Below are 20,641 nucleotides of genomic sequence, written 5' to 3'. Positions count from 1 at the left end.
GGAGTCGCTTCATACGCTTCCCGGGGTTCAGAACGTCTACCTGCGCGATCTTATCAAACCGCGCGCTTGGTACGTTTACGACGTTCGGTTTTGCCCTTCGTCAGACGCATGCGGCCCAGGCCGCCCGGAGACGGCGCGCACGGGGGAATCCCCTTCCAGGAGCCTTCCCGGAACATCCGCCCAGACTAATGAACCACTCATGCGGTTTCTCGACCGCCGAGCGGCGCTCCGCCCGCGCTTAAGCCGTTCTGCGGCAGATCACCAGGCAGCAAAACGGCGGGACTCTGTCCGCCCCCTGCCGGAGGGGGTGGACAGAGTCCCGCCGGTCGCGTCGCGTCCGCGTCAGTCCTGCGGGTCCAGATACACCGGCAGGGCGCGGTAGGAGTTCATCAGGAAGCTGGACATGGGCTCCAACTCCTGCGGGGAGCAGGCGAGTCGCATCCGGGGAAAGCGCTCGAAGAGCTCGGCGAAGGCGCCCGTCGACTCCACCTCGGCGAGCGGCGCGCCCATGCAGCGATGGGTTCCGTGCCCGAACCCGAGCGAGTCGCGGTCGGTGCGCAGCACATCGAACCGGTCGGCGTCCGGGCCGTAGCGCTCGGGGTCCTGGCCGCCCGCGGCGAAGGAGACCACGATCGCGTCGCCCTTGCGGATGAGCACACCGTCCAGGTCGATGTCCTCCACCGCGAACCGCATCGGCGAGTAGGCGCCGGGGGTGTGCACCCGCATCGTCTCGGCCGACACGTCCTGCCAGCTCGCCCGGCCCGCGCGCACATGCTCCAGCTGGTCGGGGTGGCTCAGCAGCGCGCCCACGGCATTGGTGATCAGCGCGGCGGTCGTGTCCTGCCCTCCGGCGATCATCAGGAAGAGCGTGCCCAGCAGTTCCGCCTCGCTCAGGCGGTCGTCCTGGTCCCTGGCCTCGATCAGCGAACTGGTCAGGTCGTCCCCGGGCTTGGCCCGCTTGTCCTGCACCAGCTGGGACAGCAGCATGAAGGCCTGTATGCGCGCCGCCTCCATCTCCTGACCGGACAGAGTGGTGCTGAAGACCTTGTGCAGCGCGACGCACAGAGCATCCGTCGGTTCGCCCTGCGGAACCCCGAACAGTTCGCAGATCACCCTCATGGGCAGGATCTCCGCGAAGGCGGAGCGCAGCTCGACCGGAGTGCCGGCCGGCAGGGCGGCGAGGCCGTCGACGAGTTCGGCCGTGATCTCGGCGACCCGCGGGCGCAGGGCCTCCGTGCGCCGGGCAGTGAAGGCCCCCGCGACCAGCCGGCGCAGCCGCGCGTGGCTCTCTCCGTAGGCGAACAGCATGTTCTCGTTCGCCACCCACGGGTACAGCGGCCAGTCCTCGGTGATGCGGCCCTCGATGAAGGCGGGCCAGTGCCGGCGGGCGTCCTTGGAGACGCGCGAGTCGGTCAGCAGCCGCTCCACATGTCTCTGCCCGACCACGGCCCAGGCGATCACCCCGCCGGGCAGCTGAACCTGGACTGCCGGCCCCTGGGCCCGCAGCATGGCGGCTTCTCCCGCCAGATCCCGCCCCGTCACATCCAGGGCATAAGGGCAGACAGCAGTCGTGTTCATCGTCGTACTCCCTGGGTCGGTCTTGCACATGTGGCACCTTGCCCAGGGGAGGGGTCCCCCGCCCTCCCCCTCCCGGGGACGTACACGATCACGCCCCCGACGACTGTTCAGTTGTACCGCTGCTGCCTTCCGCCGTCAGCCCGCGGCCGGGACTTCCTCGGCCTCGGCGACCTTGGCACCCTCGGCGGCATCACGCAGCCTCAGCGCCGCCGCGTACACGCGGGCGCCCCGGTCGGCGGCCGTGTCGAGCTGCATGAGCACCGCCGGGACCGCGATGCCCGCCATCAGATGACGCTGCAGGTCAGAGACTCGTTCCGGCAGGTCGACATGGTTCGACATGATCTTGGACAGCACCTGCACGCCGGTGAACGCCCCGACGAACATCCGCGCCGTGGCCGCGACATCGACATGCGGCAGCAGCTCGCCGTTCTCCTTGGCCTTGCCGAGGATCTCGATGTTGTGCTCGATCCACCCGCTCATCGGCACCCGCCGGTCCAAGCCGTCGCTCGGGGCCCCCTGGTCCACCGTCAGGCGGATGCTGCCCTGCACCATCGGGTCCCCCACCGACAGCAGATGCGCGAGCAGGAAGGCCTCGTCGATGCCCTGCTGGAGCATCAGCTCCTGCGGCGGCGGAGGCGGGATCGTCGCCAGCTGGCCGGCCAGCACCGCCTGCGCCAGCTCCTCCTTGGAGGCGAAGTGGAAGTACAGCGCCCCCTTGGTGACATTGGCCCGGTGCAGGATCTCCGAGATCGTCGCCGCCTCGTACCCCACCTCGGCGAAGACCGCCGCAGCAGCGACGAGGATGGCCCGCCTCGTTCTGATGGCCCGTTCCTGCAGCGCCACGGCCTTCACCTCCGCCATCTGCTCCGGTGCAGTTCTTGGAAAAAAATAAACCGACAGGTTCGTATCCTGCCACCCCTCACTCGCGCGATCAACCATGACTGCGTCGAACATCCGCCAATGTCACATTTGTACGGAATTGCGGAACGGCTCGTCGGCCGACCTGGAGCAAAAGAAACCTCACGCGCGGTATTCCACGCCCAACCAGGGGTCTATGCCGCGTGGATAGGCCTGGACCTGACGCCGCAGAATCGGATATTCCGCTACGGATCGCCTGGCAGACCCTCGAAGATCTGTCACTGTCCGCTTGCGCTTTGCCATCATTTGGCTTGATAAGAAAACCGGTAGGTCCGTATCTTCTGGGTCCTGCACTCCAAACTCCGGACCTGCGACTGACGGGGGACAAGGTCATGGCCCTACTGACAACCCAGCCGGCCATACGGACCGCCTCATCCGGCATTGCCGGTCGTGCGGTGGATCAGCCACTGCGGACCGAACGGCCAGGCGACCGCCTGCGGGCCGATCACCTGAGGGATCTCCACGCGATCGAGGCACTCGCCCTCGAGGACCTCGCAAGCATCGACACCACACCCGCACAGGATCTGGCACGGCTGCTCTTCGGCGAAGGCGGCGAGCGGGAGCAGATCCACGGCCGATGGCGCGGGCTGATCCGTAACGAAACGTTTCGCCACCGTCCAGGCCGCTCCCCCGCCGAACAGGCGGCACAGTCCTACGAGTGGCTGCGACTGGTGAACGACACCATCGGCGAGCCCGAGAGGCTCGCCACGGACGCCAGCCTGCTGGCGAGCCTGCACGAGTGGACAGCGATCGTGGACGGCGGCGGGGGCCTGTGCACGGTGGCGAGCATCCACTACAACCTCTTCCTCGGCAGTCTCCTCGACCACGAGTCGGCAGAGCACCGGGATCTGTCCGAGTTCACGTCCATGCGGCGCATCGGCACCTTCCTGTGCACCGAACTCGACCACGGCAACGACAGTGCCGCGCTGGAGACCACCGCCGAACTCGACCCGCAGAGCGGGGGGTTCATACTCCATACACCGCACGCGGGGGCACAGAAGTTCATGCCCAACACCAGCACCACCGGCGGCCCCAAGAGCGCCGTGGTCGCCGCCCGCCTCATCGCGAACGGCCAGGACCAGGGCGTCTATCTGTTCCTCACCCCGCTGAGCGACGAGCAGGGCCTGCTGCCGGGGATCCGGGTACGTCGGCTGCCCATGCGGCCCGGCGCCCCCGTCGACCACTGCCTGACCGCCTTCGACCATGTACGGCTGCCGCGTGAGGCGCTCCTGGAGGCCGAGCACGGCCGACTCGGCCACGACGGCACCCTCATCAGCAATCTGGGCAACCGCCGCAAGCGTTTCCTGCGTTCGATCGGCCGGGTCACCGTGGGCAAGATGTGCATGAGCGGCGCGGCCGTCGGCGCCTCCAGGGCCGCCCTGGCCATCGCCGTCCGCTACGGCGAGCACCGCCGTGTGGCCGGCCCGAAGGCGGGCGAGCGCGTCCCGGTCAACGCCCACCGCAGCCACCACGCCCGGCTGCTCAGGTCGCTGGCGACGGCGTACGCCATGACCTTCCTGCACCGCTCGGCGACTGCCGCCTGGACCCGGCACACCGCCGAGACCCGCGACGAGGCGGAGCGCCTGGTGGCCGTCGCCAAGGGGTGGATCACCTGGCAGGCCCGCGCCATCACCACCGAGTGCCGTGAACGCTGCGGCGCCCAGGGCCTGTTCGCGGTCAACGCACTGGCCGGCTTCCCGGACTACGTCGAGGGCACCGTGACCGCCGAGGGCGACAACCTGGTGATCTGGGCCAAGGCGGCGGCGGAGCTGCTCTTCGCCACCGAGACCACACAGCCCACCGCCGCGCCGGCCGGCCAGCAGGAACTGACCAACCCTCGCTTCGTACGCTCCCTGCTGGCGCAGGCCGAGGCCATCTGGCAGTCGCGGGCACGGGCCGCGCTGCGCCGGGGTCCCGCCAAGGACCCGCTGGCCCGCTGGAACAGGGCATCGTCGCCGGCACTGGAGATGGTCTCCGTGCACGCCGGGCTGCGGGCCGCCGACGCCTTCCTGGAAGCGACGGAGCGGGTGACACAGCCCGAGGCGCGGCAGCTGCTGGACAAGCTGTGCCTGCTGTTCCTGCTGGAGCAGATCCGCAGCCACACCGGCGATCTGCTGCTGGAGGCGCACATGAGTGCCGACCAGGTCCGCGAACTGCCGTTCGTCATTGACACCGTTGTCGACGGTCTCGCCCCGCACATGGAGACGTTCGTCGACGCCTTCGACCTGCCCGACGAGTACCTGGACGCGATTCCGATCGCCAACAGCGGCCGGGTTCCGCTCGCCGACTACGCGGGCATCGCCGAGTAGGCGCACCGCCGCCCCGGGGACGCATCCCGCTCCCCACGCAACTGTCCTTCTTCATGCCGGGTGCGCGCTCGAAGCCCACCCGGCATCCGGCTGTCCCCGCCCAGGCCTACAGGGGTGACGACACCGACCCGCCCTCGGACCGCTCCGTCTTGCGCCCCTTGCTGCCCGGCGCCAGGGTGCGCGGATCGACCGCCTCGGCCGGCGCCCCCGTCGCGTACAGCCCGTCAGGAACCGTGTCCCGGTCGTGCGGCAGCAGCCAGAACACCCGCCGGCGGAAGGTCCCCGACGAGCGGGACGGCTTGGCCTCGGGCCCGAGCAGCGCATAGCCGACCATGCGGCCGTCGCGGTGGTAGGCGGGCTTGCCCCGCCGGGTCGGCAGCCGGTCCAGGCTCTGGCGGACGTAGTCCAGCCCGCTGATCTCCTCCAGCCAGACGAGGTCGACCTCGTGGACGATCTCGTCCTCGGCTATGAGGGCGCTCATACTGTCTCCTCGTCGGCGGCCAACCCGATGCCCGGGTAGTACTTGCGCTGGTTGGACAGGATCATCTCCTTCGGAGAGGCCAGTCCCACCGCCTCCCGGACCCGCGCGGCGAAGGACCGGGACGAGACAGCCGGGGCCCCCTCATTCTGACACCATGTCCTGTACGCCGCGTAGAGACCGGCCTGTTCCGCCCTCAGACCCGGCTCACGCCGGCAGGACTCGCCGAGGAAGCGCCCGATGTGGTCCTCGGTCTCCGCATACGCCGTGGTGGCGATGCGCACCGGCTCCGGCCCGAGCAGGTCCCGCTCTCCGCTCAGATAGCGCCGGGCCCCGACGACGAGCCAGTTGAGGATGCCCGCGCCTTCCTCCGTCACGAGGATGTCCGCGAGGTTGTCGACCTTCCGGTGGTCCGGCACGACCCGTTCGAACGGGATCAGCCGCATCCGCCGCCAGAACGCGAACCCGCCCGTGCCGACTTCGGGCCGGTGGTTGCCCAGCAGCCAGAGCTTGTGGGTCGGCTGGAAGCTGAAGAAGTCCTGCCGCATCCGCCGCGCCTTGATGCGGTCCCCTCCGGTCAGCAGCTTGACCCGGGCCTCGTCGAACCGGTCCCCCGGCTTGACCTCACTGCACACGATGACCCGGCGCCCGTGCAGTTCGGCCAGGTCGGTGGGGTGTCCCTCGTAGGGGCGGGCCATGAGGAACCCGGGGGGCGCCGCGTCCGCGTAGTCGCCGACGAGCTTCATCACCACGTCCAGCAGCACCGACTTGCCGTTCTTGCCGGAGCCGAACAGGAAGGGCATCACCTGCGCGCCGACGTCGCCGGTGATGGAGTACCCGAGCAGCAGATGCAGAAAGCCGATCATCTCCCGGCCCTCGGGTCCTTCCCCGAAGGTGTCGGCGAGAAACCGGTCCCAGCGCGGCGTCGGCATCGGTTCGGGCGTCACCGTGGTGGAGCGCGCGTGGAAGTCCTTGTTCGGGTCCGGCACCCGCTTGAGCCCGGTCCGCAGGTCGACGATGCCGCCGGGCGTGCACAGGGCGTACGGATCAGCGTCCAGCAGCGCCGCGTTGAGCACCATGCCGGGCGCGGACTTGGCCTGGGTGAGCATCGCGTTCATGCCGCTGGTGCTCAGCGCGCGCCGGCGGTGCTGCTGCAGGGCGGTCGTGCTGTGCACCCCCCGCGGGTCGGTGCTGGCGAGGGACTCCGCCAGGTCGCCGGCGGCCCACAGCACGGTGTCGTCCTCGTCGATCTGCCAGCGGGTGCTGTCCCACCGGAACCAGCCGAGCCCGGGCACATGCCGGTAGTCGTTGGCGTAGAGGCTGACGAACAGCTTGGCGTTGCCACGGTCGCTGAGGGTGTCGGGCAGCAGCCCGTCGGCGGTGGCCTCACCGGCGGGCCCGGCGTCGTCATGGGCCGCCGTACGGGCCTGGGGGACGGTCTGGGCCAGGATCTGCGCGGCGACCGAGCCGGCGTCGAAGAGGGCGTTGTCGCGGCCGCGCGTCACAGGCGGCCTCCCGGGGCCAGGGGACGGGTACGGCCCGCGCTCAGTCCGCCGCGGATGACGGCGCCGTAGCGCCGCTCCTGCCCGGGGCGGGCCTGCGCGGCCGCAGCCGACAGGACCCGCTCGGCCTCGTCGGCGTCGAGCAGACCCGCGGCGATGAGCCCGCCGGCGGTGTATGCCGCGCGGTTGAGCTTCTCGGTGAACCCGGCTCCCTCCGGTACGGCGCCACAAGCGGCCACGTCGGCCAGCAGAGAGGCAAGCACCCGGCCAACGGCTCGGCTGCCCCCTCCGGCGGCCAGGACGGCCTGCCGGGCACGGGGCGGCACCGGCCGGGGCGCGGGCTGGTGCGCGGGCGGCAGATGGCCGGTGCGCTCCAGCTCGCGTGCGAGCCAGGCGGGCAGCGGCGCGGGTTCGCGTGCCGCGCCCACGGCCTCGTACGCACCGGCCGCGGTCACGGTGCCCGGGGCGACGATGTACCCGCCGTGCGCCCGTACGTCGACCTGCCAGGCCAGTGCCCGTCCTCCGCCCGAGCCGGAGGAACACTGCCAGCGGTGCCCCGCTAAGGCCCGGTACCACACATGCAGCCCGCCGGAGGGCGTACGCACCCGCAGGGTCGTGTCGTCGTCCGAGGGCGCGGCGGCGCCGCGCAGCGCGGCCAGCACACCGATCGTGTGGAAGCCGTTGGCGAGCCCGGTCAGGTCCACGGTCTCGGCGATGTCGATACCCGGCAGCAGACGGTCACGTCCGGGCAGCTCGCGGGCATGGGCATCGATGTCGACGACGACCAGCCCGGCGGGCCCGCAGGCGATCCCGACCCCGAACTCCGGATGCGTACCCCACCACTGCTCGATCCGCGCGAAGTCCAGGGTGGCGGCCCGGAATCCATGGCACCAGCGACCCGCGGCAGGACAGCTGCATCCCCGGTAGGTATGCCCAGGCTCACGGCAGACCGCGCAGTTGCCTGCGGGCGTCTTGCGTCCTGGGGCCAGTGGATGCACCGGCCAGCCTCGGCCGGCACACCACCGGGCAATGGCCAGGGACTGCAAGGAACCCTCTCCGACAGCAGCGGGCCGCAGTGAGTCGCTGCGCAAAACCCGCAGCTCATCGGCCATGCTTTTCCCCCGTCAGCGACCGAAGCGACTCAACAACAGGCACACACTAGCGAAGCAACGATAAAGGTGGGGTCATCTGAGCGAAGAAACGATTCGGCTTCCCAGGGGCGAAAACAGCGACCCAAACAAGGCCCACAGCGACCGAAGACCGTTGGGTCGCTGCTTCAGTCGCTGCTTGAGTCGCTGTCAAAATCCCAGGTCACAGCCGTACAACCCCCCAATCAGCGACTGAAGCGACTCAAGTTTCCTACATATAACGCCTACACGCGCACGCGCACGCACACACACGCATGCGTGAATGTCTCCATATACCCGGACCTTGAGTCGCTTCAGTCGCTACCCCTCCCCAAAAGCGCCCCTGACCTGGCCTTTTACCCAGCTACTCACCAGCGACCCAACAGCGACCAACCCCCCGCTCAGTCGCTGTCCTTCAGTCGCTGCCCCCTCCACCGCCCCCTCCGGGCCGTTCCACCCGAAGCGACCCAAGCGACTCAAGCGACTCTGGACCGAACCTGGACAACCGTTTTTTCACCAGGCCGTTCACCCGGCACCAGCGACCGAAGCGACCGAGAGAACTGGCTGCCCGGCCTCTCGGTCGCGGCGGCAGTCCCCGGCGGGCCCTCGGCATTCCTTCGGGCACAGCACCCGCGAAAAGGCTCGCCGCGCCTTGCGCGGCGCGGTTCATGACGCGGCGGTGGCTATGGCAGACGGCCCGCGCTGGGACCGGGGCGTCTTGCTCCCGGGCTTCTTCGGCTCGATGGTGCGCGGATCCACGGCCTCACCGGGCGCGCCCTCCCGGTACAGCCCCTCGGGAAGGCTGTCGCGGTCGTGCGGCAGCAGGAAGAACACCCGTCGCCGGTACAGCCCGCTGTCGGGGTCGGCCTCGGCCCCGTCGTCGAGGACGACGTAGCCGACCATGCGCCCGTCACGCGCGTACGGCGGCTTGGTGTTGCGGCGCTTGGTCTTGTCGAGCGCCTGGCGTACGTAGTCGAGGCCGTCCAGGGGCTCCAGCCACACCACCTTCGCTTCGTGGATGAGGTCGCTCTCGTTCAGAAGCGAGCTCATGGCTCCCGCCCCTCCTTCATCGACCGGCCCCTGCAAAGGACCCGGCCTGGTGTGTACATGTTGTGCTGTGATCCGTGTCCCGGAGGACAGGGCGGGCGGTGGCCGCGGGAACGGCCGCTCGCTCTCCATCGTAGGAGGGCCCCTGCGAGGAGTGGAGACGGCGCCGTAGGGCCCGCGGGCGGGGCAGGGCGGTCATTCGGCCCCCGTGAGGGCGATCCCCGGGTAGTACTTGCGGCCGTTGGACTTGATCATGGCGGTGGGAGAGGCCAGGCCGAGTTCCTGCCGGACGCGCGTGGCGAAGGCACGGGGACTGGCCGGCCTGAGGCCCTCGCCCGCGGTGCACCACCCCTGATAGGTGCCGTACAGCAGGCCCTGCTCTACGCGCAGGTCGGCCGGGCTGTCGGCCTCCCGGATGCAGCACTCGTTGAGGAAGCGGCCGATGTGGTCCTCGGTCTGGGCGTACTCCGTGGTCGCCACCCGCACCCGGTCGGGCCCGTCGAGGGGGTCCCGGGTCGCCAGGTAGCGGCGAGCACCGTCGACGAGCCAGTTGAGGATGCCTGGACCCTCGTCACGGACCAGTTCGAAGGCGAGGTTGTCGATGCGCCGCGCGGCGGGCACGATCCGGGTGAACGGGATCAGCCGGATACGACGCCAGAACGCGAAGCCGCCCGTCGACACCTCGGGCCGGTGGTTGCCCAAGAGCCACAGATGGTGGGTCGGCGTGAACGAGAAGTAGTCCTGCCGCATCCGCCTGGCCTTGATCTTGTCGCCACCGGTGAGCAGCCGGACCCGGGCCTCGTCGAACTTGTCGTTGGGCTTCAGCTCGCTGCACACCACCAGGCGCCGACCGTGCAGCTCCGTCAGTTCCGTGGAGTGCTCGGAGAACGCGCCCCGGTCCATCAGAAAGCCCGGGGGCGCCGCGTCCGCGTAGTCCCCCAGAATCTGGATCATGGTGTCGAGCAGCACGGACTTGCCGTTCTTGCCCTCGCCGTGCAGGAAGGGCAGGACCTGGGCGCCGACGTCGCCGGTGATGGAGTACCCCAGCAGCAGATGCAGAAAGCCGATCATCTCCCGGCCCTCGGCGTCGTCACCGAAGGTGTCGGCCAGGAAGCGTTCCCAGCGCGGGGTGGGCATCCGTTGCGGCGCGACACTGGTGGCGCGGGAGTGGAAGTCCCGTTCCGGGTCGGGCTTGTGCAGCTGACCGGTGCGCAGATCGACCACCCCGGCCGGAGTGCACAGTGTGTACGGATCCCCGTCCAGCGTGTCGGGGTCGACCGACAGATCCGGAGCCGCCTTCGCCTGGGTGAGCAGTGCCTTTATGCCCGTCGTGGACAGCGTCCGCCGCTTGTGCGCGGCCAGTTCACGGTCGCCGTACCGCCCGAGCGGGTCGGTCTGCGGCAGATCCTCGGCCATCTCCCCCGCCGCCCACAGAGCCGCCTTCTCACCGCCGGTGCGCTTCCAGCGGTAGCCGTCCCAGGCGAACCATCCAAGACCCTCGACATGACGAAAACGGCTGCGGTAGAGCTGCACGAACAGTCGGGCATTGCCACGGTCGCTCAGATGCGGGGGCAGCAGCACCGGCTCCTGCCGGGCGCTGTCCGGCGGCGAGAAGACCTTAGGCGCGGAGACCTGCGCGGGCAGGACAGGAGTGACCGGCTCACTCTCCTGCAGTTCGAGCATCTGCTGAGCGGCGGCCTGGGGATCGAACCGCGGCGTGCTCTCGGCGCTGCTCATGTACGTCCTTCGAGGTGGAATGGGCGTGTGCCCCCTGCGGCGAGCCCGTCATCGATGATCTTCTCGTTACGCCGATCCTGCCAGGGGCGCGCGCTGCGTGCCGCGGCCAGCAACTCCTCGCGCACCTGCGTGGACTCGACGTGTCCGGCGGCCGCGAGCCCGCCGGCCGTGTAGGCGGCCCGATTGAGTTTCTCGGTGAAGCCGGTGCCCTCCGGGGCGTTCCCGCACCGCACGACCTCCTCCATCAACGGTTCGAGAACCCTCCGTGCGGCCGCGCCCCGCACCCTGCGCCGCGCTCCCCCACCACCGACGGGCGGCCTCGGCGCGGGAGGAGTGACCAGATGCCCGGTCCGCACCAGCTCGGCGTGCAGCCAGCCGGGCAGCGGCGCCGGTGTACGGACGGTCCCTTGCGCCTCGTAGGTGCCCTGAGCGGTTCGTGTGGTGGGCGCGACGATGTACCCGCCCTCGGCCCGCACATCGACCTGCCAGGCCAGCGCCACCTTCGGGCTGGACCCCGTCGAACAGCGGAACCGCGTGTCCGGCTCACGGACGCGGTACCAGATGTGCAGTCCGCCCGACGGCGTCCGCACCCGCAGCGTGCTCTCGTCCTGGGCCGGATCGGGCTGTCCCCGGAAGGCCGCCAGCAACGCGAGCGTGTCGAATCCCGAGGCGAGTCCGGCCAGATCCACGGTCTCGTGGATGGGAATGCCGGGCAGCAGCCGGCTGCGGTCCGGCACCGGCGCAGGATGGGCGTCGACGTCGATGACGACGAGCCGCGCGGGCCCGCAGGCCACTCCGACACCGGCCGAGGGACTCTGGCCCCACCAGGTGTCGATGCGCTCCTGATCGGTGGTCGCGGCATGAAAGCCATGGCAGGCCCTGCCCTCGGTCACACACCGGCATGTCCGGGGGGCATGGCTTCGGTCCCTGCAGTCCGGACAGTTTGCGGCGGGCGTCTTGCGCCCCGGTGCGAGCGGATGGACCGGCCAGCCCTGGGCGGCACACCAGCGGGCCACTGCATGCGGTGTCACCGTCCTGCCCTGCGAGGCAGGCGCGGGGGTCTCACCGGGGCACGGCACGTGCATCGTCCTCGTCGCTGTCGTTCTCGGTCCCTGCAGGACGGCAGAACGACCAGGCCAAGCAGGTGCGTGAGGCGTTCTGAGGGACCGAAGGGACTGTCTTTCGCACAGAGTTTAGGGCCGCTCCGTCCCAGGGCGATGCAGCTCCCCTCCCGCGTGCCGTCGTATCGGACTGTTCGGTCCCTTGAGTCCCTGCGCGGGGCTGGGCGACCCACGGAACTCATCAGAAGAAGCCGGTTTATCGCATTTTCTGAGTGACCGAAGGGGCTTTCGAGTCAGATTCGAGCGAACCACCAGCGCGAGCCCACCGCCACGGAGCAGGGACTGAAGACCGGCCCCTGCCAGAGTCCCTTCGGACCCTTGCGTCCCTGCCAGCAAAAGCCCAGGTCAACGCAGCCCTACCGCCTCCAGCAGGGACTGAAGGGACCGAAAGCGCCTAGTTATGAGCTGAACAAGCGTTATTGGTCTCTGATCGACCTCTTGGTCGTCTCACATGCGCACGCGCGTACGAACACCATCATGAACACCATCTGAGTTCACGTCATAATGGCGAAGTTGAGTCCCTACGGTCCCTCTGCGACGCCTCGCACCCCGCCTGACCAGGCAAAACTCTCCAGGGACCAAAGTCCCTCCGGGCCCTGGAGCTTCAGTCCCTGATCCCTCGGTCCCTACTGCCCCAGACCCTCCGTCGCGCGCAGCCCTGTGCGATCCGAGAGTGATTCGACAGAGGATCCAGTGCGTGACTGGGATAGGTTGGGCGCGGGAGGTGAGCCGCGTGCCCACTCAGGACGAGCTGTTCAGCGCCGTCGACGCGCTGCTGGAAGAAGTCGCTCAGAACGACCTGCCGTCGCCCGCCGAGCGCAGGCGCCTACGCGAGGCCGCAGGACTGAGCCAGACTCAGGTCGCGGCCGCACTGGCGACCCGCCGCGAGACGGTCGCGAGCTGGGAGTCGGGCAGGAACGAACCCCGCCCGCCCCAACGGGCCGCCTACGCCCGCTTCCTGGAAAAGCTGGCCGAACGGTTCCCCGCCGAGCCCGGGCCGACTCAGGAGACGCCCCCCACTCCCCCGGCCCCCGCCCTCCCGGAGCCCACGGACCATCTGCCACCCACGGCCCCTGCCCCCGCCCCCCCGGACAGGCGCCCCACGGTGACGCCTCCACCCGAGCCCCCCCGACAGCGCACCGCGAAGCCCGCGAGTGTGACCGGCACCCGGCCGGCGTCCCCGGCCAGAAAGCCGACCACCACACCGGCCCGCTCCACCACACCGCCCGAGACCGCCACCCCCCGCTTCGAGAACGGCCCTCTCGCCGTCATCGACCTCGACGGCGACCAAGTGGTCGCCTACTGCGTGGGCGGCCTGGTCCTGGACGTATCCGCCAAGAGCATCCCGGCCCTGGTGGACTGGGCACTGACCGAGGCCGGACTCGGCCAGGCCCGACTGCACCGACACGGCCGTGACGCCGACCCCGTCCTGGTCCTCACCCCCGCCGCCCTGGAGCGATACGGCCTGCCCGTCGCCCTGTCCCCGGAGGAACGCCGCGCCGGACGGCTCAAGGACAGCCACAAAGTGGTCAAGCAGATCAAGAAGGCGGACCTGCAGCTGACCCAGCTCGGCCTCGGGCCGTGGGCACGCCTCTACCGCGCCCCCGAAGGTGCCCGCCGCCGCTGCGTACAGCTGTGCATTCCGAACTGGGGCGCCCTGCCCGTAGAGCAGTGGGACGACAAGAACGCCCCCCGCCTGCCGACCATGCCGGCTCCTGACCTCGCACGGTTCCTCGGCACTTACGCGGAGCGCGTGATGACCCCACGCGGCACCACGGCGGTCACCGGCCTGGAACTGATGACGGCTCTGCGCCCGCCGACCCGCGCGGAGAAGGACTCCAGTACCGGAGAGTTCCAGCAGGCCTTCAACACCGACGCCCTCACCCAGGTGTACGACGTCGTCGAGTGCGAAGTCCCGGACGAGCACCCCCTGCTCCAGGGCCGATTCGCCCGCCACCACCAGCGCACCCCGGCCGAGATGCTGCTGGAGGAGCCGTACGACTGGTGCCGGGAACTCACCGACGACGAGTGCATGCGGCCGTACCTGGTCGCCATCGACGTCAACATGGCGTTCGCAGCGGCCGCCAACGGACTGACCATCGGCCTGAACGGTCCCACCCACCTCACCGGCAACCCGCGCTTCGACCCCACACTGCCCGGCTCCTGGCTGGTGGACCTCACCCACATCGATCTCTCCCAGGTCGAGGTCAACGGCCGCACCCTGGACGCCGACCGGCTCCCGTCACCCTTCACCCCGACCGGCAACCGGCCCGAGGGCCCGGCCTGGTACGCCACGCCGACCCTGGCGTACGCCCGGGAACTCGGCTTCGAGGTCACACCGATCGAGGCCTACGTCCGCACACACACCGGCCGCTATCTGGACCCCTGGTACAAGCGACTGCGCGACGCGTACATCGCCACCATGGCGGACCTCGGAGTGAGCACCGGCATGGAGGGCGAGGAGTTCCTGCACGCCATGGCCCGCTCCCGGCACACCGATCCGACACTGGCCCTGGTGCTCAAGGCCATCAAGGCGACAGCCAAGGGCGGCATCGGCAAACTGCGCCAGCGCAACCGGGGCCAGGTGCCGTACTACGAACCGTGGCCGGCGCTCGCCCGACCGACCTGGCGGCCCGACATCCGGGCGGCCGTCCTGGCGACGGTCCGGGTCAGCATGCACCGCAAGATGATGAAGACGGCGGCCGCCACCGACCTCTACCCCATCGCCATCGGCACCGACGCTCTCGTCTACCCCTCCCCTGGCCCCAGCCCGCTGGACTTCCTGCCGTACACCGCCGAAGGCAAGGCCGTACCGGGCACATTCCGGCTGGGCGTGAGCCCCGGCATGGTCAAGCATCAGGGCACACAGAGCGTGCTGTGGGCGGAAGAACAGTTCGAGCAGCACGGCGGCGTGTTCAACATCGCCAACCACATCAAGAACGACGGCACCACCGCCGAAGGGGAGTAGCCCGCCATGGACTCGGTAGGGGACAGCCTGGACCGTGCGCTGGAGCAGGCATTCACCCGCCCCATCCCCAAGAGCGCCCCGGCCCAGATGAGATATCTCGTCAAACAGCTCAAGGGCACCAGACGAGTCGCCGAACTCCTGGGCGTCTCCCAGCGCACCGTGGAACGCTACGTCGCCGGCCAGCTCAAGCACCCCCGCCGGGACCTCGCCGCCCGCCTGGAGCGCGAGGTACGCCACCGCTGGCAGCCGCAGGTCCGGGCACGGGCGAAGCAGAAGGCCGTCAGCACCGACGGCCTGGTCCTCGCCACCCGGGCGAGGTTCGGCTTCACCGCAGCCCCGGGCACCACCGACGACGCCCGCGTCCGCGACATCACCCAGGCCCTGCCCCCGCACTGGGCCGAACGGCTCTTCCAGGCCCGGGACGCCGGTGCCACCGAGGACCAGCTTCTGCAGATCGCGGCGGAGGGCCTGGGGGAGATGTACTTCCGAGCGGACAACACCCGAGCCCAGGGCCTGGACGTGGAGTTCACCGACGTCGACCAGATCGACATCTCCCTGTAGCCCGACCGCCCAACCTATTACGCCGTAATAGGGGTACGGGCGGGGCCCGGCCAGGACATGGAAGGGGCCCGACCTATTACGGCGTAATAGCGGCAGACACCGTAAGCGGAAGGGCCGACCCCCAAGAGGGCCGGCCCTTCCGCTGGTTCCGAACAGATCAGTCGCCCTGTACGGCGGCCTGCCCGGCGAAGGACTGCACCAGCTCGGCAAGCCGGGCCGGGTCTCGCTCCAGTCCCTTCTTGCTCAGGAACCGAAGCAAGTCGAAGAAGAGGTCATCGCTCTCGATGTTCCGGTCGAGCAGCATGGCAAGGCTGCCGGGCTCGTTGTACGGCACCCGTCGTGCATGGGAGCCGGCCGAGGCATCCATCTGCGGACCGGCGACGGACGCCTCCGCCCGCGGTTCCGGCACCGGCTGCTGGACCGGCTGCTGCACATCTGCCGCGTCAGCCGGATCAGCAGCCAACGCCGACGCCGACGAGCCCTTCGAGGCAGCTGGGGCAGCCGAGGCCGCCGCGCTCAACTCGGCATCCCCTATTACGCCGTAATAGCTCTCCGACTCCCCCGGCTGCTGCGGGGAAGCAAGGACCGGTGCCTTGCTCTCATGTGCCTGCTTCCGGCCGCGCTTCTCCTCGTCCTTCCGGGCCCGCTCGTCCTTGAGCCCCTGAAGCGCCGCCTCCTGCTCCGCAGCCGGCTTGTTGGCCACGGCACGCAGCAGGTCGATGGGCTCTTCGCCGATACGGCTCTGCAGCTCGGGGGTCAGACTGAGCAGCGCGAGACGCTGTGACACCCAGCCCTGCGAGCGGTGGAGCCGCTTGGACAGCGCGGTCTGGCTGCCATGGATGGCGAGCAGCCGTCGCAGAGCGCGAGCCTCGTCGAGCTCCCCGAGGTCGTGCCGGTGGATGTTGGCGACGAGGGCGGACTCCAGGAGCTCCTCGGAGTTGCTGCCCTGGTCGTCGCTGACCATCACCTTGACCGCGTGGAGCTGCGCCTCGCGGGCAGCGGCAAGCCGACTGCTGCCGTCGATGACCACATGCGTGGTGTCGGGTTCGAGGTCGGCTTCACGCTCGGGGTTGACCCTGATGTAGGCGTCCCGGTTCATGACCGTGATCGCCTGCTTCTGCCCGTGCGTCTTCAGACTGCCCGCGAGATCGGTGAGATCACCGAGACTGGAGCGGGGGTTGTCAGGGTTGAGACTGACACGATGCGGAGGAAGCTCGGTGGGCGGGGCCACGCCGTCGGTGGGCACCCCGGTAGCGGCGGCCACGGCCTGGCGGCGCGCGCTCACAGGGCGCACCCCCCCACCGAAGCGGCCGGCTCCCAGCTGATCGGCCTTGCTCATACGATCTCCCGGGCCAGCGCGCGCATCCCGATCGCCTGCTGCGACTTGGGGGCGTAGGACAGCAGGGGCCGCTTCATGCGGACTGCTTCTTTCTGTTCTTTGAGATCACCGATGAGCCCGACGACCCGCGGATCCTTTATGTCGACCCACCCCTGGAGCGAGGAGGTGGCGATGAAGCCGCGGCGCGAGTCGTAGAGGTTGACGACGATGCCGAGGTAGTCGATGTCCACCTGCAAGTCGCCGCGCAGGTCATCGATCTGAGTGGTGAGCAGCTCATAGGCGTCCGCCGAGCTGTCCTCGGCCTGCACGACGATCAGCGCGCCGGACTGACCGAGCTTCTCCCCGTCGCGCCGGCGGCCGTAGTACGCGGCCGCGTCCATGCTCAGACCGAGGCTCGGCGGGCAGTCGACAAGAATCACGTCGTAATCGGCCTCGACCGGGGCAAGCGCACGTTCCAGCGCCGACTCCCTGGCGCGTACGGCGGAGAGCCGGACATCGAGGAGGAAGGCGTCGTTGCAGGCGGGCAGCAGGTGGAGCCGGCCGCCGAACGCCTCGTCGTCGACGGAGACGATCAGATCACGGAGGTCGCCCTTGGGGTCACCCGCCATGTGATTGGTCAGGCTGTCGCCGTTCATGGGCAGCGGCGCCGCCCCGAGCTGGTTGGTGAGGTGGCATTGCGGGTCGAAGTCGACGAGCAGGACCCGCAGTCCGAGCCCCGGCAGGTTCTCCACGCTCAGGGGGTCTTCGCAGCCCGGCATGTCATCGGACCCGTTGTCGCTCGCACGCAGGGCTTCGGCGAGCGCCTTGGCCACCCGGACGGCATGGAGGCTGTTGGCGTCCTCGGCCAGCGCTTCACCGAGGCCCGCGGTGATCGCTGTCTTGCCGACGCCACCCTTCTGATTGCACACGATGATGCGACGGGTGACCTCGGGCCGCTCGACATCCGGCGCAGGATGGGAGTCGAGCCACAGCTGCACGGACTGCGCGAGCCCCTGGATGAGGGAGACACGGCGCTCGGCTGCGATCTGACGGAACTCATCCCACTGACCAGGCGGCAGGAAGGTGGAGAACGAATCAGCGCCCGAGGTGTCGATGGCCGCAGGCGTGGAGGCAAGGGCACACCAGTCGCGGATGCCCTGCTCGACGGCTGCCTGGATCTCGATGCCGCGCTGGGCGGCTCTGATCTTGACGTTCTGCCGGAGCCATCCCGGCAGTTTGGAGACGACCTTCTCGCGGTCGCTGGAAGTGGCTGGCGAACTCATGGATGACACCTTACTAACGCACAAGATCTTTGGAAGCACCGACACGTTAGTTAACGGTATTGATGTGCCATCAGTGGACGGCCGCCGGCCAACCGCGACAGCTATTACGCCGTAATAGACAGCGCACCCAGCCCCCGGCAGCACGCGCCGGGGGCTGGGGAACTTGCTCTGACATCAAGAGGAACGTCCCACGGACCGCTCCTCATGTACGTCACGTCAATGAGGAGCGGTCCGTGGGACGTCACGTTGCACGGCGGAGGGGAACCACGACGTTCTCACCCATGCGCTTGGGGTCGAGCCGGTAGTACTTGATGTGCCCGATCCTCTCGGTCTCCTCCAGCCAGCCGGCCTCGATGACCTGCTTGCGGGTGCGCGAGAACACCGGGGGAGCCATGCCGACGAGCTTGGCCAGGTTGGCGGCCGTCTCCAGCACGGCACCGGACCGGTCGGTCGGATGCAGGGCGTACAGCATGACAACAAGACGCTGGTTGGCAGTCATGCCAGCCGTCTTCTGCAGCAGTTCGAGGTTCTTCTGCTTGTCGTCGCTGCTGATCACTGGGCCTCCCACCGCGCAGGGGCGCTCTCGTCGAAGCCGGGGATATCCGGCGGGTTGCACGTCTTCACCGCTTCACGCTGCTCAAGCCCCGTCCCGTGGAAGGCGATGTACGGGCTGATCCGGTAGAAGTTGTAGTTACCGATGCGCCCTCGAACGATCAGGATGCGGTGTTTGGCCAGCTTCCTGTTGATCTTCCCCACGGCATCGGTGGACATACCTACCCGCTTGGCGATGTCCGCACCTGTAGCCCTCAGCGGTTCCATGCCTTCGGGCGAGACCCCGATCCACCACAGGACAAGGAACTTCTGGCTGGGCGTGAACGCCTTGGACTCGGTGATCGCCTCAACGCGCGCCTTGTCGACCTGTGTATGCCGGCCCGAGAAGGCGTACGGCGCATAGGGGACCGGCTCGCCTGTGTCGGCATCAACCAGTCTGCGTACTGCTCCCAACGGGCCCTCCGTGCCAGGAATTGACGGATGGTTCACAAAGACGGCCGTGGGGCCGACCAGATGAACTTAACGTACATGATCAGGAAGTCAATCAACTCCGCCTGTCGGCCGTGTCGGCACATGCCGCCCTCCCGCAGCCAAGCTCATGTACGTCACGTCAATCTGCCACGTCCGAAGGATCGTGGGCCAAAGATCCCCTAGCCCTGATAGCAGCTCAGACAATCGTGGTCACGGTCCGACAGATCGCGGTGTACGTCGCCCAGAACTGTGCGGTACGTCCCAGGGATCTGTGCACTCAGTTCTGTAAACCGCGCTCCCAGCTCCACTGAACTGCCAGACAGTTCCCCCGATCTTGGCCGCTGGACCTATTTTCGCAGGTCACAGGCCATTTCGCAGCCGCGCTCTCTCCCCTTAACAGGAGCCCCCGCCTTCCCCTCACCGCACACCCCCTCCCCTCATCCACCCACCCCCACCGCCCCTCACCACCGCACCAACCAACCCCAACCCCAACCCACACCCGCGGGCACACCCGCACCGCCAGCCGACATCGTGGGACTCCCCCCCTCCTCCGGCGGCGACACCGCCGCCCACCGCCCACAACCCCGCCGCTTTCCGGCGCGTACGCCCGGCACCCCGACGAAACGGATTCGCGCCGGGAAGTGGCGGGGGCAGCGGGGTCCAGGGGCCGGCAAAGGCCCCTGGTACCACGCTGCCCAGCCCCCGCCCATCAGCCCCGGCCGCCACCAGCACCCCCGCAACCAGCCAGCACCCTCCCCGACCTGGGCGAAACCGGCAGACGCATGCCGACGTGCACCGGCAGGAGAGTTCTGCGGCTCCTCGTGCAGTGCCGCAGAGGTACGGGTACGGGTACGTACCCGTACCCTGATGATGTGGAGAGGAGCCTGGTGATGTCCGACGCGAATGTTCGTATCCCAGAGGAGGCCCGGGACCGGCTTGCCGCCATAGCGGCGGCCGAGGGTATGTCGCTGCGTGCCTATCTGGCCCGACTTGCCGAGACGCTGCTCACCCCGGCCGAGCGGGCAGAGCGCGCAGCGCAGGCCCGCGCCGCGTTGCGGGAGTGGACGGGCTACGCACCGACCCCGGCGGAGGAGCGGGACCTCGACAGCGAGCTGGACCGGCGGATTGCCCAGGCGGCCGCACGGTGAGCGACGCGATGCACATCGTTCTGGACGAGACCGCGATGGCGGCAGCCGGCCACGGCAATGTCCTTGCCTCCCGGTTGATCCACCGCGCCCACGCGGAGACCGGCTGGTACCTCTACGCCCCGGCCTGCGCACTGGTCGAGGCGGACCAAGCCCGACCTGGTACCGCGGAGCACCTCGCCGCACTGCCCGGCATGACGGTCCTTCACCTGGACCTGCCCGCTGTCCTGGCGGTGGCCCGGCAGAACGCGTGGGCCGCGGCACACTGCCAGTACGCCGCTCAGCCCACCCCGGACCGCCCCGACGGAGCGATCGTCGCTACGACGGCTCCCGAGCGCTGGATCGGCGAGCCGGTCCGCGTTCTGGACCTCACCCCCTGACCGCGGAGTGGATCAGGAGAAGCCAGACCGGGAATGAGGGTGGTGTGTGGCGGAGAGGGCAGGATTCGAACCTGCGTGGACCGCTGGGGTCCGACTCTGGGCTGCTGCCCTGGTCCCCGATCAGCCGCTCCGGGCACCTCTCCTCG

General features: G+C 69.2%; 18 protein-coding genes and 1 tRNA gene. 5 read left to right on the top strand and 14 right to left on the bottom strand.

Annotation, left to right across the window (positions count from 1 at the left end; translation table 11 throughout):
• Positions 1-342: 342 nt before the first annotated feature.
• From IE277_RS44410 to IE277_RS48510, 3 genes are all read right to left on the bottom strand, one after another.
• Positions 343-1,578, bottom strand: a complete 1,236-nt coding sequence (locus IE277_RS44410) for a cytochrome P450 family protein (protein ID WP_189959511.1) — start codon at positions 1,576-1,578, stop codon at positions 343-345.
• 135 nt (positions 1,579-1,713) lie between these two features.
• Complete coding sequence (locus IE277_RS44405; RefSeq protein WP_189959529.1) at positions 1,714-2,421, bottom strand: ScbR family autoregulator-binding transcription factor; 708 nt, start codon at positions 2,419-2,421, stop codon at positions 1,714-1,716.
• Positions 2,422-2,867: 446 nt separating this feature from the next.
• Positions 2,868-3,110 (bottom strand): hypothetical protein, encoded by a 243-nt coding sequence (locus IE277_RS48510; RefSeq protein WP_229882508.1) that lies wholly within the window; start codon positions 3,108-3,110, stop codon positions 2,868-2,870.
• Between the two features lie 57 nt (positions 3,111-3,167).
• Between IE277_RS48510 and IE277_RS44400 the strand changes: the two genes are divergently transcribed.
• Positions 3,168-4,805 carry an acyl-CoA dehydrogenase family protein gene (locus IE277_RS44400; protein ID WP_229882507.1) on the top strand — a complete coding sequence of 546 codons (1,638 nt, stop codon included), beginning with the start codon at positions 3,168-3,170 and terminating at the stop codon, positions 4,803-4,805.
• Positions 4,806-4,911: 106 nt separating this feature from the next.
• Here the strand turns inward: IE277_RS44400 and IE277_RS44395 are convergent, their stop codons facing one another.
• The 6 genes from IE277_RS44395 to IE277_RS44370 all read right to left on the bottom strand — a co-directional run bounded on the left by IE277_RS44395 (position 4,912) and on the right by IE277_RS44370 (position 11,712).
• Positions 4,912-5,286 carry a DUF6009 family protein gene (locus tag IE277_RS44395; protein ID WP_189959507.1) on the bottom strand — a complete coding sequence of 125 codons (375 nt, stop codon included), beginning with the start codon at positions 5,284-5,286 and terminating at the stop codon, positions 4,912-4,914.
• Positions 5,283-6,788, bottom strand: coding sequence for a DNA primase family protein (locus IE277_RS44390; RefSeq protein WP_189959505.1), 1,506 nt, complete (start codon positions 6,786-6,788; stop codon positions 5,283-5,285). The genes IE277_RS44395 and IE277_RS44390 overlap by 4 nt, the downstream gene beginning before the upstream one ends.
• Positions 6,785-7,783 carry a bifunctional DNA primase/polymerase gene (locus tag IE277_RS44385; protein ID WP_229882506.1) on the bottom strand — a complete coding sequence of 333 codons (999 nt, stop codon included), beginning with the start codon at positions 7,781-7,783 and terminating at the stop codon, positions 6,785-6,787. Before IE277_RS44385 ends, IE277_RS44390 begins: the two co-directional genes overlap by 4 nt.
• A 795-nt stretch (positions 7,784-8,578) precedes the next feature.
• The gene (locus IE277_RS44380) at positions 8,579-8,962 is read right to left on the bottom strand and encodes a DUF6009 family protein (protein WP_189959501.1); all 384 of its coding nucleotides are present in this window, start codon (positions 8,960-8,962) and stop codon (positions 8,579-8,581) included.
• 192 nt (positions 8,963-9,154) lie between these two features.
• Positions 9,155-10,696, bottom strand: coding sequence for a DNA primase family protein (locus tag IE277_RS44375; RefSeq protein ID WP_189959500.1), 1,542 nt, complete (start codon positions 10,694-10,696; stop codon positions 9,155-9,157).
• The gene (locus tag IE277_RS44370; protein ID WP_229882509.1) at positions 10,693-11,712 is read right to left on the bottom strand and encodes a bifunctional DNA primase/polymerase; all 1,020 of its coding nucleotides are present in this window, start codon (positions 11,710-11,712) and stop codon (positions 10,693-10,695) included. The genes IE277_RS44375 and IE277_RS44370 overlap by 4 nt, the downstream gene beginning before the upstream one ends.
• Positions 11,713-12,550: 838 nt before the next feature.
• On the opposite strand from IE277_RS44370, the gene tap reads away from it, so the two are divergent.
• On the top strand, positions 12,551-14,785 hold the full coding sequence (gene tap, locus IE277_RS44365) for a telomere-associated protein Tap (RefSeq protein ID WP_189959496.1): 2,235 nt from the start codon (positions 12,551-12,553) through the stop codon (positions 14,783-14,785).
• Between the two features lie 6 nt (positions 14,786-14,791).
• A complete protein-coding gene (tpg, locus tag IE277_RS44360) occupies positions 14,792-15,346 on the top strand; it encodes a telomere-protecting terminal protein Tpg (RefSeq protein WP_189959494.1) in 555 nt (184 codons plus the stop codon).
• Between the two features lie 157 nt (positions 15,347-15,503).
• Here the strand turns inward: tpg and IE277_RS44355 are convergent, their stop codons facing one another.
• From IE277_RS44355 to IE277_RS44340, 4 genes are all read right to left on the bottom strand, one after another.
• On the bottom strand, positions 15,504-16,685 hold the full coding sequence (locus IE277_RS44355) for a ParB/RepB/Spo0J family partition protein (protein ID WP_189959492.1): 1,182 nt from the start codon (positions 16,683-16,685) through the stop codon (positions 15,504-15,506).
• Entirely contained in the window at positions 16,682-17,947 is a 1,266-nt protein-coding gene (locus IE277_RS44350; protein ID WP_189959527.1) for a ParA family protein, read from the bottom strand. The genes IE277_RS44355 and IE277_RS44350 overlap by 4 nt, the downstream gene beginning before the upstream one ends.
• Positions 17,948-18,188: 241 nt before the next feature.
• Positions 18,189-18,500, bottom strand: coding sequence for a replication initiation protein, RepL2 (locus IE277_RS44345; RefSeq protein WP_067133677.1), 312 nt, complete (start codon positions 18,498-18,500; stop codon positions 18,189-18,191).
• Positions 18,500-18,952: a MarR family transcriptional regulator gene (locus IE277_RS44340; protein ID WP_189959490.1), complete on the bottom strand. Its 453-nt coding sequence runs from the start codon at positions 18,950-18,952 to the stop codon at positions 18,500-18,502. The genes IE277_RS44345 and IE277_RS44340 overlap by 1 nt, the downstream gene beginning before the upstream one ends.
• 908 nt (positions 18,953-19,860) lie before the next feature.
• On the opposite strand from IE277_RS44340, the gene IE277_RS44335 reads away from it, so the two are divergent.
• Together IE277_RS44335 and IE277_RS44330 are read left to right on the top strand one after the other, a co-directional pair.
• The gene (locus IE277_RS44335) at positions 19,861-20,118 is read left to right on the top strand and encodes a hypothetical protein (RefSeq protein ID WP_189959488.1); all 258 of its coding nucleotides are present in this window, start codon (positions 19,861-19,863) and stop codon (positions 20,116-20,118) included.
• Positions 20,119-20,126: 8 nt separating this feature from the next.
• Positions 20,127-20,495 (top strand): PIN domain-containing protein, encoded by a 369-nt coding sequence (locus IE277_RS44330; protein WP_229882505.1) that lies wholly within the window; start codon positions 20,127-20,129, stop codon positions 20,493-20,495.
• Positions 20,496-20,542: 47 nt separating this feature from the next.
• Here the strand turns inward: IE277_RS44330 and IE277_RS44325 are convergent.
• Positions 20,543-20,638, bottom strand: a tRNA-Cys gene (locus IE277_RS44325).
• Positions 20,639-20,641 lie beyond the last annotated feature (3 nt).

The organism is Streptomyces alanosinicus, assembly GCF_014650595.1.
GTDB lineage: Bacteria > Actinomycetota > Actinomycetes > Streptomycetales > Streptomycetaceae > Streptomyces > Streptomyces alanosinicus.
The sequence above is the reverse complement of the archived record's forward strand: the minus strand, read 5'-3'. Positions and strand labels throughout refer to the sequence as shown.